Source organism: Candidatus Dependentiae bacterium, assembly GCA_018266175.1.
In the GTDB taxonomy this organism is placed as follows: Bacteria; Babelota; Babeliae; order Babelales; family RVW-14; genus JAFEAY01.
The window spans coordinates 172286-188022 of the sequence record JAFEAY010000021.1; the positions used below are offsets into that span (position 1 = coordinate 172286).

General features: G+C 36.9%; 12 protein-coding genes and 1 other RNA gene. 7 read left to right on the forward strand and 6 right to left on the reverse strand.

The genetic code is table 11. The features are described from left to right. The first annotated feature begins 83 nt into the window (after positions 1 to 83). The 3 genes from JST56_04895 to JST56_04905 all read left to right on the forward strand — a co-directional run bounded on the left by JST56_04895 (position 84) and on the right by JST56_04905 (position 3929). On the forward strand, positions 84 to 2765 hold the full coding sequence (locus tag JST56_04895; GenBank protein MBS1988305.1) for a DUF1343 domain-containing protein: 2682 nt from the start codon (positions 84 to 86) through the stop codon (positions 2763 to 2765). A 90-nt stretch (positions 2766 to 2855) separates the two neighbouring features. Continuing rightward, complete coding sequence (locus tag JST56_04900) at positions 2856 to 3380, forward strand: hypothetical protein (GenBank protein MBS1988306.1); 525 nt, start codon at positions 2856 to 2858, stop codon at positions 3378 to 3380. 21 nt (positions 3381 to 3401) lie between these two features. Continuing rightward, positions 3402 to 3929: a hypothetical protein gene (locus JST56_04905; protein MBS1988307.1), complete on the forward strand. Its 528-nt coding sequence runs from the start codon at positions 3402 to 3404 to the stop codon at positions 3927 to 3929. On the opposite strand, the gene JST56_04910 is transcribed toward JST56_04905, so the two are convergent. Then, entirely contained in the window at positions 3930 to 5048 is a 1119-nt protein-coding gene (locus tag JST56_04910) for a hypothetical protein (GenBank protein MBS1988308.1), read from the reverse strand. A gap of 148 nt (positions 5049 to 5196) precedes the next feature. Next, positions 5197 to 6123, reverse strand: coding sequence for a hypothetical protein (locus tag JST56_04915; protein MBS1988309.1), 927 nt, complete (start codon positions 6121 to 6123; stop codon positions 5197 to 5199). Positions 6124 to 6289: 166 nt separating this feature from the next. Between JST56_04915 and JST56_04920 the strand changes: the two genes are divergently transcribed. After that, positions 6290 to 6931 carry a hypothetical protein gene (locus tag JST56_04920; GenBank protein MBS1988310.1) on the forward strand — a complete coding sequence of 214 codons (642 nt, stop codon included), beginning with the start codon at positions 6290 to 6292 and terminating at the stop codon, positions 6929 to 6931. Further along, a complete protein-coding gene (locus tag JST56_04925) occupies positions 6928 to 10569 on the forward strand; it encodes a mechanosensitive ion channel (GenBank protein MBS1988311.1) in 3642 nt (1213 codons plus the stop codon). Before JST56_04920 ends, JST56_04925 begins: the two co-directional genes overlap by 4 nt. A 55-nt stretch (positions 10570 to 10624) precedes the next feature. Here the strand turns inward: JST56_04925 and ssrA are convergent. The 3 genes from ssrA to JST56_04940 form a co-directional block, all read right to left on the reverse strand. Further along, positions 10625 to 11002, reverse strand: a transfer-messenger RNA (tmRNA) gene (gene ssrA, locus JST56_04930). Between the two features lie 112 nt (positions 11003 to 11114). Further along, positions 11115 to 11996 carry a hypothetical protein gene (locus JST56_04935; protein ID MBS1988312.1) on the reverse strand — a complete coding sequence of 294 codons (882 nt, stop codon included), beginning with the start codon at positions 11994 to 11996 and terminating at the stop codon, positions 11115 to 11117. A 213-nt stretch (positions 11997 to 12209) separates the two neighbouring features. Continuing rightward, the gene (locus tag JST56_04940; GenBank protein ID MBS1988313.1) at positions 12210 to 12689 is read right to left on the reverse strand and encodes a hypothetical protein; all 480 of its coding nucleotides are present in this window, start codon (positions 12687 to 12689) and stop codon (positions 12210 to 12212) included. Between the two features lie 179 nt (positions 12690 to 12868). Here JST56_04940 and rsmA point away from each other — a divergent pair, with 179 nt between their 5' ends. Both rsmA and JST56_04950 read left to right on the forward strand, forming a co-directional pair. Continuing rightward, positions 12869 to 13750, forward strand: a complete 882-nt coding sequence (gene rsmA / locus JST56_04945) for a ribosomal RNA small subunit methyltransferase A (protein MBS1988314.1) — start codon at positions 12869 to 12871, stop codon at positions 13748 to 13750. Positions 13751 to 13826: 76 nt separating this feature from the next. After that, the gene (locus tag JST56_04950; GenBank protein ID MBS1988315.1) at positions 13827 to 14519 is read left to right on the forward strand and encodes a hypothetical protein; all 693 of its coding nucleotides are present in this window, start codon (positions 13827 to 13829) and stop codon (positions 14517 to 14519) included. An 11-nt stretch (positions 14520 to 14530) separates the two neighbouring features. On the opposite strand, the gene JST56_04955 is transcribed toward JST56_04950, so the two are convergent. Further along, positions 14531 to 15622 carry a hypothetical protein gene (locus JST56_04955; protein MBS1988316.1) on the reverse strand — a complete coding sequence of 364 codons (1092 nt, stop codon included), beginning with the start codon at positions 15620 to 15622 and terminating at the stop codon, positions 14531 to 14533. Positions 15623 to 15737: the final 115 nt, after the last annotated feature.

Sequence of the window (15737 nt, forward strand, 5' to 3'; positions counted from 1 at the left end):
AAGAGATCTTTACATCTCCTGCTCATTTTTTTAACACTAAGAGATAAATAATCGATTATAATTATTGAAAAAAAGGGTATTCTATGAAGAAAATAATGCAACTCCTTATGCTTGTTTGTGTTCTGATATTGCAATCCTTAAGCGCTTCAATGAGTGCTTCAAACATTGGTCAACGGTTTATTATTACCCTTCCTGAGAATCAAGATCTTAAGCAATTGGCACAGTGGCTTGAGCAAATCAAGCCTGGTGGCGTTATGCTTACCGCGCCACACATGAGCAACCGTGCACAGACAAAAAAACTCTGCACATTTTTGCAAAATACCGCACGTAAACTTGAGATCCACCCTCTTTTTATTTGCGTTGACTGGGAAGGAGGCATTGTCTCACGCCCAAACGAAAGCGGCGGATTTTTTTCTGTGCCAAGCCCTTGGTCTCTTGCTCAGGCAGGCCGACCCGCATGCTTTCTTGCCGGCATGCTCATTGGCCATCAACTGCACAGTGTTGGCGTGAATGTGAATTTTGCACCATCACTGGACCTCTTTACACCGCAAAATTATATTCTTGCAACGCGCTGCTTTGATTCAAATTCAGAAAAAACAGCCGAGTGTGGGATCGCTTTTGCTCAAGGTCTTCTGAGTCAAGGAGTACTTCCAGTCGTTAAACACTTTCCTGGCCTTGGACTTGGCGTAAAAGATACACACCTTGATCAGACTATTATTTCGGTTGATAAAGACCTCTTTGATGAGCATAAACAACCGTTTGAACGTGCATTACAAGCCGGAATTCCTATGATTATGGCTGGGCATGCTATCTATAATCAATTTGGCGATCAGCCGGTAACGCTCAACAAAAATGCTACCGATTATCTGAAAAAAATTAACCCTGATGCTCTGTTAATCACTGATGATTTTTGTATGCAAGGAGTTCGAGAAAATAGAATGTTGGAAGACGCGTTTAAGGAGTCGCTCAATGCTGGGTATCACCTGATTATTTTCTCGCCTGCACATGCTCCAGAATTTATAAAAAAAAACTCTTCTCAGATTCAGCTTCAAAAACTTTTAAACGATCTTTCTTTGATTTGTGACAAAACTCAAATAGGTAATGGCATTAAGCACATTAGCCGCATTAAAGAAAAATATCTTGCTCAAAAAATGTCTTTCGCTGATCTTGACGAAAAAAAGCTCAGTGTATTTATTGCAAAACGCTGCTTACAAACAGATGACATTAAGCACCAACTCACAGGCCCTGTAGCGCTTATTTCTTTACGATTACCTAAAATTCGTACTGCTGAAGCCTGGTTCATAGACAACAAACAAAGTTATTTGTGTCAAAAACTCAATACAAAAAACATTCAAGTAGATGAGCACATTCTTGATCCAACAAGTAAAGACAGCATTCAAGAACTTGAATCGCTTATTGCTGAGTTTAAAAAAAAATCAACACAAAAAATTCTAGTTCAAACCATGTTTTACGGTGGGGGTGCATGGAATGCAATCCAAAAACAATGGCTTGAAAAGCTTGCACCATTGCAAGATCAGCTGATCATAATTTCACTTGGACACCCCTACGAACAAACAATACTACCTGATGCAACGGTTATTCATATTGGATCATTTCAAAAACCATTACTCGATAATTTAGTTGAAGCTCTCCAGAGAAAACCACTTCAAACAGGCGCAGATAAACTTGCTGCAAAACCTGAAGCGTTTTTAACAGGAAAAAAATTTGGTCTTTTATGTCATAGATGCAGTGTTGCCCAGAAAAATGGTATATTAAAATTTTTGCCAGACATTTTAAAAGAGTGGGCTGATCAGCAAAAAGAACCAACCCAGCTTGCTGCTCTTTTTTCTCCAGAACATGGCTTACTCGGAACACAAGAAGCGTTTGCGTTTATCAACTCAGAGCATAAAAGCCAATGGGGTTGTCCAAACTATTCACTGCATGGCAATAACAAAAAACCAACGCCTGATATGCTCAAAAATCTTGATCTGCTGATTATCGATTTACAAGAAGTTGGAACACGCTGCTTTACCTACTTAAGCTCAATGAAGCTTGTTCTTGAAGCGGCTGCTGAGCAGAAAGTTCCTGTTTTAGTACTCGATCGACCAAATCCACTCGCACTGTGGGGAGCTGCTGGCCCAGACCTTGAATCAGAGCATGAATCGTTTCTTGGAAAAGTTCAGACGAAATTTTTGCATGGATTAACAATTGGGAAACTTGCCCAAATTATGAACCAAGAAATTAATGCACAACTCCAGGTGCTTTTATGCGAAAACATTGCCCAAGATCATTTTTTATCAAAAGTGTTTATTCCACCCTCACCAAACATCATGAGTATTGATCATGCCTATGCATATCCAATGACCGTTTTTATTGAGGGAGTTAACTACTCAGAAGGACGCGGTACCAATTACCCTTTTCTGCAAATAGGTGCCCCCTGGGTTGATGCAGACCAACTTGCAGGAACGCTCAATCAAAAAAAACTATCTGGGATTTTCTTTGAAGCAATCAGCTTTACTCCTCGCTCTATTCCTGGAGTAGCAGATAAGCCTAAACATCAAGATAAGTTATGCCATGGCGTTTTTATCCATATCCACAATCGAGAAAAAACAGAACCAATGATAGTCGCAAAAACTATTTTAGAAACTCTTTTTACGCTTTATCCTGAAAAAACTCAATGGATTACTTATGGCAAACGATACGCTCTAGACTTGCTCGCAGGAACAAGCTCGTGGCGAAAGCATATTGATATCGGCAGAGCCTAGAAAATTATTTCTATTGACAAATTCAATTCATTTTACTAACGTATCAGAAACAAATCATTAATGAATCATATTTCTTACATGAAAGATTTCATGAAAATTTTACGCAATAGTATTTTCATACTCATTATCATACTTACAAGTACTCCATTATTTTCGCTTACTGCAGATACTAATCAGATCAATCACGGAGAGAAAGAAGATATTGAGACACTTACTCAGGAAGCTCGCGCTCTCATCAAAGCACTAGGAAATAAATATATAGATTTTGTTCGTACTGATGAGTCTAAAAGTATATTGAATCCGATGCTTAAATATCTGGCTATGGTGCCCGCTTCTGTGTTTATTGGAGCTGGAGTAGGACTTGGTGCAGCAGCATGCATAAACAGCAGTCCTGATAGATCAGTTGAATTTATTGATGTAGCAGCAAAACTCCTTTTTTTTGCGATAATAACGCCATGTGCAAGTGGGATTATTTATTTTATTTTAATGAAACTTCTTCAAGATCCTCATGTAAGCACAGACAGCCTTAAAGAAGTTATAGCTGAACTTCGGCAGATTGACAGTCATATTTCAGCTGCTGTACGAGCATCTGCTAGACGTGCAAGCTCAAAATAACTATTAATGACGAAAGATCCTATGAAATATTTACATACCAATGATTTTATACTGATTATTATCCTTGCAGGAATGTCACAGTTTTCACTTACTGCAGATATTGCTGGAATAAATCAGGGCAGCGCAATAAATCTTGAGAATCAGATTGAAAATGCGCATATTCTTATCAAAAAATTAAAAACTAAATATGGCACTGATAAGCCTCAGAGCCCTTTAAATCCTATACTTAAGCAGCTTGCTATGATATCAGCAGCCACAGCTGTTGGAGCTGGAACTGCATATTCAGTAACAGATAAAATACATGATTTCGGCAATAGGTGGGATTTGTTCCCGATGCTCCAGAACTTTCCCTTCGAAAATCTAGATCACCAAATCGTTGCTTTTATCTGTGGCCTTGGAACAGTCGGGCTTGGTGTAGGAAGTATTACTTATTTAATCTTAATCAAGCTTTTTCAAGATCCTTACGTAAACACACAAGAGCTTAAAGACGTTGTAGCTGAACTTCGCGAGATTGAAAAACAAATTATATCCGCTGTGCAGCTACAATAATTATCGATACAAAATAAATGCATCGGCAAATTGCGGCGATGTTTTCATATACTGAGAAAAATGTTGCCGGCTGGTAAAAAGGCCGGCAAATAAATCAAGTTGATAGAGATTATTTGAAAATGCACTTCCAGTATCTGCAAGAACCCCAAGTTTTAATGAATTTTTACCGGTGATCGGATCTGGATACTTTAACGCAATCAGTTTTCCAATCCCTAAATTTTCAATATCTCCAGCAAACACAACCTGTGCACGCTGAGCAATCAACTTTGCGGCCTCGTTGGCTGGAGCACCTGAGCACGCAACACGCCTATAAAACCAGTAACGTTTTTGATCTTTGGGATCTTTAATAGCCTTGTCGTAAACAATACCATTATCACAGTCAAGTCCAAAAACATCGACATTTCCATTAGGCATTCGAACAGCAATAGTCCCCTGCATAAGCGCATCTTCAATTCCATCCCGACTCAACCAAACTAAAGGCTTTGCCTTTCCATATCGCACCGCTGAGTCAAGTGCTCCTGCAAGTACCTGATGTTTGGTGTATTTTTTTTGCAAACCAGGATCTCTCAATTGATAAAGAGCATAGGGGAAGTTGGTTGTTTTAACAGAACTTCCTTCAACGCAAAATACCGCATAATTTGTCAGCCTAATGCGTCCATCAGTCGGAAAATCAGAATTATTTTTAGATGCCTGCCTTGAATCTGCAGCCCATTTTAATGCTTTAAAATTTTCCTGAATAAACTCAGGGTCAAGAATTCTAAAATTTCCTGAGGGCAAATCTCGCTCAATAGTTGCAGCCACAAATTCAAGGGTCTGCCGGACGGTTTGGCACGAAAGCCAGTCATTAGTTGGATACAAACTTGCAGAAGCACTGTATGTATCAAAATAACGCAAAGTATCTTTTATTATAGTAAGCAAAGCGCGCGGCTCAGTTACAACCTCCTGCATAGCATTAAAAGCCCGCCTTACAGGCGAAAAAAAATGTCGAGCCTGTGTAATCTTTTCAGCTGCAACAGCCCCAAGCTTTCCAGAGTAAAGATTATCAATATGAAAAGCCGAACAATAACCTAAACTTATTGTAATAATAAAAAGAATAGCCGCAGTACATTTGATGGTCATAAAAATCCTCCCCAGAATCAAAACGGATGACCCTTTTCTATAACCAGCTCATCAAAAAATAATACTGCGTGTCAATATTTAATAAAATTTGCACTAACTACAGCAATCAATCATAAGCTATTTAATATTTCAAACTGAAACAATTAATCTAATAAGCCTCTTCTTTACCGGAAGCTTGAGGCAACTGGCGCTCGATTGCTTGTTGAATCTCTTGAAACTGCCCCTTCAAAATCTGAGCTTGATTGCGGACATCTTGAAGTTGGCTATTCACACTATTAAATTGCTTATCAAGGCGCATAAATTGCTCAGAATTTATTTGCTCCTGATTGCGTGCTTGCATGAACTGAGCGCTACCTTGCTGAGTTTTTTGATTTACAGCACCAGATAAACTTCGCCTTATTGCTCTTTGAACCTGCAAACGTTGAGCTGTATTAATTCGTTGCGCATTAATTTTTGCTAGCTTATCAGTAAGATCATTCGCTAGCTTATCTTTTTCAAAAAGAGCATTTTTTGCTGTTTGCAACTGCTGAAGCAATGATTGAGCCTGTATTGCTTTTTGTTCTTTTTCTGGCGAAGAATACCTCTTCTGCCTAATACCATCAGCTTTTACCTTAAAATTCTTCCATACTTTTTGTTGCATCTTTAAATATTCTTGTTCTTGCAGAATCGCTAACATATGTTGTTTACGACTATCTTCATTTAAGCGTTCTTCTAATATTTTTTGAGATTTTTTTTGAATGTCAGTTAAAATTCGATCTTCAATTTCTGGGCCTGTACTTTGAAAATCATTTGAAACTATTTTACTTTTTGCTATTTTTTCAGCCTCAAATTCTGTCGCTAATGTACTCAGAGACTCACTCTCTTTTTTATGAGCTATAAAATCTGTCACATCTTCACGCTCTTCTTTTGTATCAAAAGAATTTGAAAAATCGGTGGTTTGAAAAGCACTATGGAGGCTTTCAACAATTTCACTCGGATTATCCTCATAAACAAATGGCTCAAATGAAGCAATCAAATCAACAACAAAAATCTTAGCTAATAAAAGCAATATTATTGGGTAGCTTATGGTTTTCATTAAAATCTCCTTTTTGGAATGATAGGTAATAATCCAGGATTCTATTTTTTCAGGAATTAATTGATCTTTGCAATCTTTTTTAAACAAAGCTAACACCCAGGAAAGTCTCATGATAAAATAAAAAAGAAATAAAAATATCACAAAATAGCAAGTCGTACTGGATTTTATGGATAACACGAGAGAACAAGGCTTTATTGTGCGGCGTTTTCTGCCTCATAAACAAAAAATAAGCGTCATAACTAACACTATGGGTAAAATTTCCCTGGTTATTAAAAATCCTATAGTTTGTAGCCGGTTCTGGCCAGGAATGCTTATCAACTTTGCATTATCTGAAAAAAATAACACCTTTCACCTAGCCCAAGAATTAGAAATTATCGATCTTTTTGCCTATTCATCGCCAGATGATACTCAATGGACACAGCAACTATTAGAACTTTGCTACTTTTTTGTTCCAGCAAATAGCATGTGTGATGATATTTATCACTTCCTCTCTCAATGCCTTTGGCTTGCACGTCAAAAAGATCGCTTTTCCTCTTTACCGGAAGAACTTTATCTCATGAGTTTTATTCGTTTTTTTATACTGGTTGGCTTCTATCCAGCAGATCATATTCTTCAGCTTGGAATTTTATTTGAAAACTTCCTTACAAGCTCTATTGACTTTAATGACCCTCAAAACATAAAATCAGTCAAAGAATACCTTTATGCTCTCCATGAGAAAAGCATTCAAGATGCGCATCTATGGATAGCAGATTGCATAAAAAGCCATCCTAATTTTGCATCATTCAAAACGATGGATATACTACGATGATTAATAGAAAAAAGCTTAAGATTATAGGGGTTGACATGCGTCGATTATCCACGCTCAAAGTTATTATAGTTGCAATGACACTCCTTGTTTATTTGCCAGGTCACTGCCTTCTTCCATTTGCTGAAGTAGACAAAGCTGTTGCTCTTACTTTTTTTAGCGCAATTGAACAGCGAAAAAAACGAATTGAGGAACTTGAAAAACAGCTTACGGCTTTCAAAAAACGAGCTGAAAATGAAAATGTTTCTCTCACTAAAACAATTACCAAAGTTAAACTTGATATTAACAATGTTCAATTGTTACTTAAAAAAGCATCCGATGAAAAATCAACCGATGTTGATTATTTAAATAAGAAATTGATGCTCCTTTACGACCGCAAACAAAACATTAGCCGAACTCAGGAACTTTGGAAAAATGGAACTGAGTTTATTGAAAAAAATATAAAAATCGATCGTGAAATCATTGAATTCCTACAAGCAAAAAAGGAAGATCTTAAGCCTGTATATTCATGGAAAGAGTTTCGCGATGCACAAATTCGAGTATCCGAGTTTTCTGCAAAAATTGACGCTTCACGAAGCAGGCGCGATCACCTTGCAAAACAACGTGATGCTGAACGAGAAAAAGTGGTCACATTACTTAAGCATATCGAAGTAAAAAATAGAGAGCGAGACAAGGTTATTGCCGGAGCTCAAAGTGGCACAACTTCTATTCAAAAAAATGAAATATCTCATGATGCGGATCTCTTGCATGAAGAAATTAATACCCTGGAAGAGCAGGCTCAATTTGCACGATTGACTATTGATGCACTTAATCTAGAGGCAAAGCTACAAGATGATGAAATCGATTTTTTCAACTATCGCCTTAACGACTTTAAATCAGTACTCGGTTTTATTGAAAAACGACTTGTTCTTGACTATGACGATGTGGAACTTGCTCGTAGCGAATGGAACCATGAAGCTCAAAAAACTCTTCAAATAAAAGAAGATATTGATTTTGCAACAGAGTCTAAAAAAGATGAAAAAATTAAGATAGGAATTGAACTTGATCAAGTACGCACAGAAGTAAGCAACCTTAAAACTGCAGGCAAAAAAAATGATGCTTCAACTAAGAAACTTTCCTCTCTACTGAAAAAGCTTGAAACTAAATTTGCTGTTATTGAAAAAGAACTCGCGCTTTTTGAAGCAAAAAAAACCCTTGCTGAAATGAGCAGAAGCATCAAAGAACAACAGTTCAATATGATTGATCTTCAGTATCGCCTACGTCGACCGATTGAAAAAACCGACCTTATCCAGCTCTTAACCAACTTTAAAACACAAAAAGAGTTTGCTGTAAGCATCTTAAAGAGCTTAAATAACAAACGAAATGAATCGTATTCTGAAAGCACACGTTCAACCGAGTCAATGCAAGCCCGCGAAGAAAAGATCAAAGATCAAGAGAATACTATCTTCAAAGATAAAGCACTTATCTTTGAAGAAACCTTAAGAAATATTCGTGAGGCTAAAAAAAATCTTGATCAACTTATTGTTTTAAGAGAACAATACTTAGGCGTTAATTCTGACCTGATTAACACACAAGAAAAAATCATTAATCAATACGATCTTATTTTGAATGACCTAGAACACCGCGTTAAAACCATGAGTATTTGGAAGCGATCTTCAAAGGCTATTACGTTTAATGAATTTACAAGCGCAATTAACGAAGCTGATACGCTTTTTAGACGAATGTTTTGGGAGACGCCTCGCTATTTTTCACCAATAACGGTTGTTCATCTTGTGAAAGACTGGGTTATCTATGATACATCACTTTTTTTCTTTTTTATCATATTCTTCTTAGGAGCATTTGTTGGAAGTCGCTTTTTACTGAAAAAATCTGGTCAACGAACACGTAATCAATTAACAAGAACTCACCCTTCAGAACGAGCATTCTTTTATAATAACATCATCTTGGCATGCATTAATTTTGCTCTTGAACATTTTATTCTTTTATTTACTTGGTTTTTTCTTTACCTCCACATACTTTTTAAATTCTCTTATATTTTTGCTGGGCTCAAAAGATTTGCTGCTCCTTTTTATTTATCAGCATTCTTTATCTTCTCGATTCCAATTTTAGTCTATCTTTCTCATCAGCTCCTCTCTGCACTGAAAGATCTTAATAAAAAATTGAGCTATCTCTTTTTTGCAGAAAAGTTACAGGATCGACTCATCTCACTATTGACCATGTTCTTCTATTCAACCGCAATTTTAATTCCACTTCGACTTGCTCTGATTTCTTATGCGCAAGCACCATCACAATTTGCGGTCGTTATTCTTGCGGCTTATTCGCTCATTTTAATTATTATTTTGGCTCTTTTTGTCAGCAAAGAATATGCTTTAACCCTCATCCCGGTTAAACACCCTATTTTAATGTGGCTTAAACGCTCAATTGATCGACACTACTATCCGGTTTTCTTTTTTGTTATCGCTTTATTAATTCTTTCAAACCCTTATATTGGTTATTCAAACCTTGCATGGTATTTATCGTTTGTTGTTCCCTCTTCGGTACTTCTTGTATTAGCAATTTTTTCACTCCATCACTATATCCGAAAATACTCCGTCTTTTTGTTTATGAAAGAAGAAGACGATGAGATTAGTGATAAGTTTGAATATGCTAAAACCTACTATGGTTTTTTTGTTATTTTCACGTTTATAGTACTTTTATTTGTAGCATTTTTACTTGTATCACGCTTGTGGGGATACAATTATGGACCTGCTGATATCTGGAAGCTTTTAGCTGAAGAATGGGTAATCAAGATTGATGGTTCAACATCGCTGGGGTTCGTACAATTTATAGTACTTACTTCTTTTATTGCGGGTGGATTTCTTATCTCCTCACTCACGCATAAATTTGTTTTCAATAAACTTTTTGATATTTTGCGCACAGAGCCTGGAACTCAAAACACATTCTCACGCATTTTTCATTACACCACTATTGGCATGGCAATTATGCTTGGCTTTACTGCTATCAAGCTTGGTCAATTTATAGGTTGGGTCGGCGGCTTTCTGATCATTGGTATCGGTTTGGCACTCAAAGATTTGGTCGTCGACTTTGTTGCAGGATTTTTTGTTCTTATTGAGCGACCAATTGAAATTGGTAACTATATTTCAGTTGATGACGTCGAAGGAACAGTGCGTAAAATTGCTGCACGTTCAACGATTATTACAACCGGAAGAAATCAATCGGTTATCATTCCAAATAAAGATTTAGTAAATAAACAGATTATTAATTGGGGCCATGGGCGATTTGCAATTGGAGTTGAATTATACATTCGTGTAGAACATGATGCTGACCCTGAACTGGTACGAAAAATCATCACTTCTGTGCTGCAAAGCAACCCTCTGATCTTACGCGTTCCAAATATTGTTGTTCGCCTTGAGGGACTTGAAGAAAACGCACTCTACTTCCTGGCTCGTGGATTTATTAGCGCCCGTCGAGTGAAAGATCAATTTGAGATTGCTTCAGGTTTGCGTATTGAAGTAGTCAAAGCATTTAGAGAACATCGAATAACACTTGCACAGCCTCAACGAGTTATACACATGGCTGCAGATCGAGAAAACGAGCAAAAGCCTGTAAGCCCATTAGAAATTAAGTTTGATCGGCCATAAGATCTAGTAATAACTTATTCGAATAAAAAAATTGTTGATTTCGGAAAAAGATTTTTGGTGGAGGCGATGGGAGTTGAACCCATGTCCGCAAAAGAAAACGGTTAAAGCACTACATGCTTAGCTCTTGAATATACTCTTACCCAACCTCAAGAGCAGGAAAAGATAAGAGCCGGTTTTGTGTACAATCTTGCTACAAAACTAAAAATCCTCACAAGAAGGTTCTGTTGAATTATACGAGTAAGCCTAGCTAACAGACACGCCAAACTTACAAGTATCACAAGTTACCCTAATTTAGGCGTAAGCTTGGATCATGCTGTTTCCAGCATTGTTATATACGTTTGCACGTATGTTTCTGAACGTTTTTTACGAGCCACATTCAAAACTCGGCATGCTCTTTAAACGTATCCAATCACGTCAAGACCAGTACGCCCCCAAAATCTTTCAAAGAACTTATGAATAAAGTATGAATAAAGATTTTCAGTATGTCAAGAACTGACCCTGGGCTGAACGCTTACAGGGCCAATTCTTCACTGAATTTTTTAGGATTACCAGAATTTTAAGCTTGATAAAATACCGCTTGAATCTACTACTGGTTTCATAAGATCAACACAGTTGAGGTCTTGAATTAAATGAGATACCTGTGAGCATGTCGATGGCTGCATAAGATTGGTACAGCTTAATTTATCGATAAGCTGAGAAACATCTGCACAGTTAAGATTTTGCGCCGCTTCTTCTAAAGGCGTTTTAATAACTAAGGATCCACAGTTTGTTTGAAAATTTTCGCACATGAATTGCTTGAGCGTTACCGCATACTCTGGGCAATGCTCTAAAAATAAAGCTATTTGTTCTGCTGCATCTGAAGCAAAATTAATTGAACCAGCTAAGATACTTTGGATAAACGGGTGAGACGTGAACCCATCTGGTGCTGTATACCACATACAGAGAATTCCAATTACAGCAGTCAAAATAACAGGAGCTGCAACAAACTTATTTTTTATGTTTGCAAGCAAAGCATTCATAACAACCACAAGTGAACCGACCGCTGCTTTACCCCAATGACTTTGAATAAATTGTATAATTACAGGAAAGTGCTCATGGCTTGTAAACCCTTGCGTAGGACATGTTGATATCAAGTACATCATGTATGCACCAAGAGAAATTCCTGTCACGAAACTGGTAGTTTTTGCTCGTGAATAAAGAGACTCTATTGCCGTAACTGGAAGATAAAGGACATTTGAAACAGCCTTAACTCCATGAACCGGCATAGCCAAAGCTCCGCAGCTCGCTTGGTAAAATGAACCAAGAGTCTGCATCGTTGCATGCTTAAGACCTGATACCTTGCCATATTCGGGGGCCATAGCAACTACTCTTTCAGGGGCAGACCCAAGTGCAAAAATAATCGCAAAAGCGATGAATTGTTTCTTCATGATAACCTCCACGTAAGAAACGGAATAATCTGTAAAAATAACCTCTATTTGAATCCATATTTCTTAACTCTACCAAATTCAAAACAAGAGCTCAAAGGCCTACTTATTCAATCTGAACAGAAAAGAATATAAAACGGACGAAGTTTTCCAATGAGAAAACTTCGTCCGTTTTATATGAAAAATTTTTATATAATTTTTATAAAATACTTATGCTTAAGCAAAGACATTAAGTGATTCAATTATTGAATGCCAGACCTCTGGATCAAGATCCTGAGCGACAATATACCCTTCATACGCACCACCAGCAGCGAGTAAACCTGCAACAAATAAAGCTGCCTCTTTTGGATGTTCATAACCCTGAATGAGAGGTATTGCAATCAAATTGCCCCCCAAACGAATAAAACTGTACCCGAGGAGAACAGAATGTTTTATTGTTCCTTTTGCTGAACGAAAAACATCGACGATCTGCAAAATAAAGTGTTTAAGAGGAATAAATGGTATTTTTACCAAATTCCAACCCACAAGCGTTGCATGTTTTCCGATATCTTTGGTCGTCACACATGCATCACCAAAAGTACCAAAAGAATAGCGCTCATCAGAATCAGTAAATTGCTCTTGATTATTGGTATCGAGCGCATTAAGCCCAGAAATCCCAAGAATCAAAACGCCAACCATAAATATAATCTTTTTCATCTCTACCCCAACCCGAGTTTTATTGTAAACCGCTGTAAATCTATTATTTATCCCTATAAATACTATAGGGAATCGAGTTTAGGGCTATTTCTTCTTTTTGCAAACGCCCCCCAGGCATGGTAAAGTAAGAAACGAGTATAGTAAAAACGTTTTCAGCTCACAGGAAGTCTTAAAAGTCCATGCACAAGGCAAAACCAAAAAACAAACCTAAATCTCTCAAAGCAATAGCTCGAGCAAAAGCAAAATACCTCCCAAAAGCTCCACCTCCAGAACCAGGGTATCCTGTCCGAAAAAAAGCTTTTGGTCAGCACTTCCTACGTAAAAGCTCTGTTGTTGATCATATGATTGAGAAGGTTACCATTACACCGGCAAGCTCTACAGTTGTAGAAATTGGCTGTGGTGATGGCTTTTTGACCTCAGCTATCCTTAAACAAACAGAATGCAAAGAACTTTTAGTTTTTGAAATCGACCCGGACTGGGCTACCTATGTAAAAAACAAAGTAAGAGACCTGCGACTCAATCTTCAACTTCAAAATATCTTGGAAGTTGATTTTCAGACGCTTACGGATAAAGCACCATTGATCATGCTTGCTAACTTGCCGTATCAAATTACCTTTCCTATCATTTTTTTGATTCAAAAAAATAAGCATCTTTTCCAAGAAGGCGTCATTATGATTCAAGAAGAAGTTGCTCGGAAAATTGTCGCTTCGCACGGAAAAGGCTACTCTTCAACGTCACTTTTTTTACAATATCATTTTGAACTTGAGCTCATGGAAAAAGTTGAACCGGGCGCATTTGCTCCACCACCCAAAGTATTTTCTCGTCTTTTATACTTCAGACCAAAGCTTGATGTAAAACCTATCCCTCAAGAAGATGGCTTTTGGAAATTTTTAAAATTGTGCTTCCGTTCTCCACGTCAAACGCTGCGTAATAACTTACGAACAACCCATTATAATTTGGCAGAATTCCCTGAAAATATTTTGAAAAAACGTGCTCAAGAATTTTCTTTTGATGATTTCCTTCAACTCTGGAATTTAATTATATCTTTCAAAGATAAATAATAGATATTTGCGTTTCAGTTATCCATTAAGATATCCTGCATTCATGCTCATACAAATCATAAGAAAAGGACTTTTTATGAAAATTTACTTGCATTGTGCAGGATTATTTCTTTTACAATCTTGTTTATTAGCAAACCCAGTCGAGACTCAAGACCTACAAAAAAGAGATATTTTTTCTTGGTTTGGAGGAGAAATTATTCAGTTCCTTACTGGAAACGAAAATAGCGTTGAAGAGCAAATAACTCATTTTCTTGAAAATAGAATTCACATTATCAACATAGTTGAATTTTATATGACACATAAAGATACTTTACATGCTTTGGTTGGACAAAAAAGCTCATCTCTTCAAGTAAATAAAAAATCAGAATCTCAATTTCCAACCAAAGGCTTTACAGATCTTGCTTCATTTTACCTAGAGAACAGAAATACCATTCAGCGCGCAGTTGAGTACTTTGCTCAAGATAAAGAAAAAATTGAATCAGCACTCGATTTTTTTAAACAAAATGAAATAAAACTTAGATCTCTCATTCAAAAGAGCAATACACCAGAAGAACTTCTTCAAATCACATCAAAAAACAATGATCTAAATCATGCAATTATTCCAGATTCAACATCAAGAAGTTTTAGTAACATTGTATCGCTTTTTTCTGAAAATCAGTCAGAAATTGAATCGGGCGTAAAATTTTTTGAAGAACGAGAGTCCGATATGATTGCAGCTGTAAACTTTTTTTATGAAAATAAAAATATATTGATAACAAAGCTTGGTTAATCATTTTATTCTTATTTTTTTGCTGCCAGCATACCCACGGTATTATTATGAATAATCTGTAAACCAACCGATTGATACTCAAGCATTTTTGTTGGACGAGAAACCCAGTTAATAATGTCTTGTTCGCGAAAAAGCATGCCAAAATCTGCAGCTGCTAAGTAGCGCAAAAGTTGTACTGGTGGCGCTGAAAAAATAGTATATTGCTGTGGATTAATCCTATAAGCTTTCAATTCTTTTATAAATTTTTCACGATCATTCGTTAGAATCAACAAATGCGCTTGCTGAGATTGTGCTGCTACGCCAATAAAATATTCTATTGTTTTATCGGCACACTGCCATGGTCGCCAGGAACCACTATAGCAATACACAAGTGAGTCTACCGGTATTTTAAGCTCTTGACGGACATCTTGTCGCCAACTACTTACTTGTTCAACAGTGCATCGCTCAGGAATATCCTTGACTGCAATAACGATACTCATAGGATCGGCATTGAATGTTGTCATCAAATAATCTTTAAGTGCTGGACTCACGCTTTCAATAACCAAGTCTTTACTCAAATCTTTTTGTTTACCGCCGTACACATAACACTCAATTGCTTGCAAGCGATTATAAACAAAGTGCCGCCACCATGTTCGCCAAAAATGAGGTTTTTCATGTTGATAGGTGTAACGATACTCCTGTGCACACAAACCTCGAGCCTGCACAATAATTGACAAACCAAGATGACTTTCGCTGGAAACATGTGCCCACGAAAGAGCTGTCAGAAGCACATATGCTGCAAGCGGTCCTCGTGCTGTTATTTGCGTAAAATCAATCTGTTTAAGAATGCGCATGAGTTGATACGCTGCAAACCATAGACTTACTTTTCCAATAAATGATATTTTGCGACACAAAATTATATTTAAGCGATCATGGGCAGGAATTAATTTAAGTAACTTACTATTCTTGAGTTTTTTACTTTCAAATGAAATAAGTGTTATCTCAAGCGTTGGTGATAGTTCAAGCTCTTTAATGAGCGGTTGAAGCACCTGACTTTGAAAAACAGAATTTTCAATACCATCGTATACAACAAAAAGCTGTTTTTTATGTGTATAATTATCCATATAAACTCCTCTTTTTCTTATGATTAAAATAATAGTTTAGCGACAAAAAGAATCATTTGTCTTCATCTCTCGATCTTATTAAAGAACCCTTTTATACTGGGCAAAATTAAAAACA

Bases quoted from the DNA above. Each gene is read 5' to 3' on its own strand.
- JST56_04910 (MBS1988308.1), bottom strand. From the start codon at position 5,048: ATGACCATCAAATGTACTGCGGCTATTCTTTTTATTATTACAATAAGT.
- JST56_04915 (MBS1988309.1), bottom strand. From the start codon at position 6,123: ATGAAAACCATAAGCTACCCAATAATATTGCTTTTATTAGCTAAGATT.
- JST56_04905 (MBS1988307.1), top strand. From the start codon at position 3,402: ATGAAATATTTACATACCAATGATTTTATACTGATTATTATCCTTGCA.
- JST56_04895 (MBS1988305.1), top strand. From the start codon at position 84: ATGAAGAAAATAATGCAACTCCTTATGCTTGTTTGTGTTCTGATATTG.
- JST56_04940 (MBS1988313.1), bottom strand. From the start codon at position 12,689: ATGAAAAAGATTATATTTATGGTTGGCGTTTTGATTCTTGGGATTTCT.
- rsmA (MBS1988314.1), top strand. From the start codon at position 12,869: ATGCACAAGGCAAAACCAAAAAACAAACCTAAATCTCTCAAAGCAATA.
- JST56_04950 (MBS1988315.1), top strand. From the start codon at position 13,827: ATGAAAATTTACTTGCATTGTGCAGGATTATTTCTTTTACAATCTTGT.
- JST56_04935 (MBS1988312.1), bottom strand. From the start codon at position 11,996: ATGAAGAAACAATTCATCGCTTTTGCGATTATTTTTGCACTTGGGTCT.
- JST56_04900 (MBS1988306.1), top strand. From the start codon at position 2,856: ATGAAAATTTTACGCAATAGTATTTTCATACTCATTATCATACTTACA.
- JST56_04955 (MBS1988316.1), bottom strand. From the start codon at position 15,622: ATGGATAATTATACACATAAAAAACAGCTTTTTGTTGTATACGATGGT.
- JST56_04925 (MBS1988311.1), top strand. From the start codon at position 6,928: ATGATTAATAGAAAAAAGCTTAAGATTATAGGGGTTGACATGCGTCGA.
- JST56_04920 (MBS1988310.1), top strand. From the start codon at position 6,290: ATGGATAACACGAGAGAACAAGGCTTTATTGTGCGGCGTTTTCTGCCT.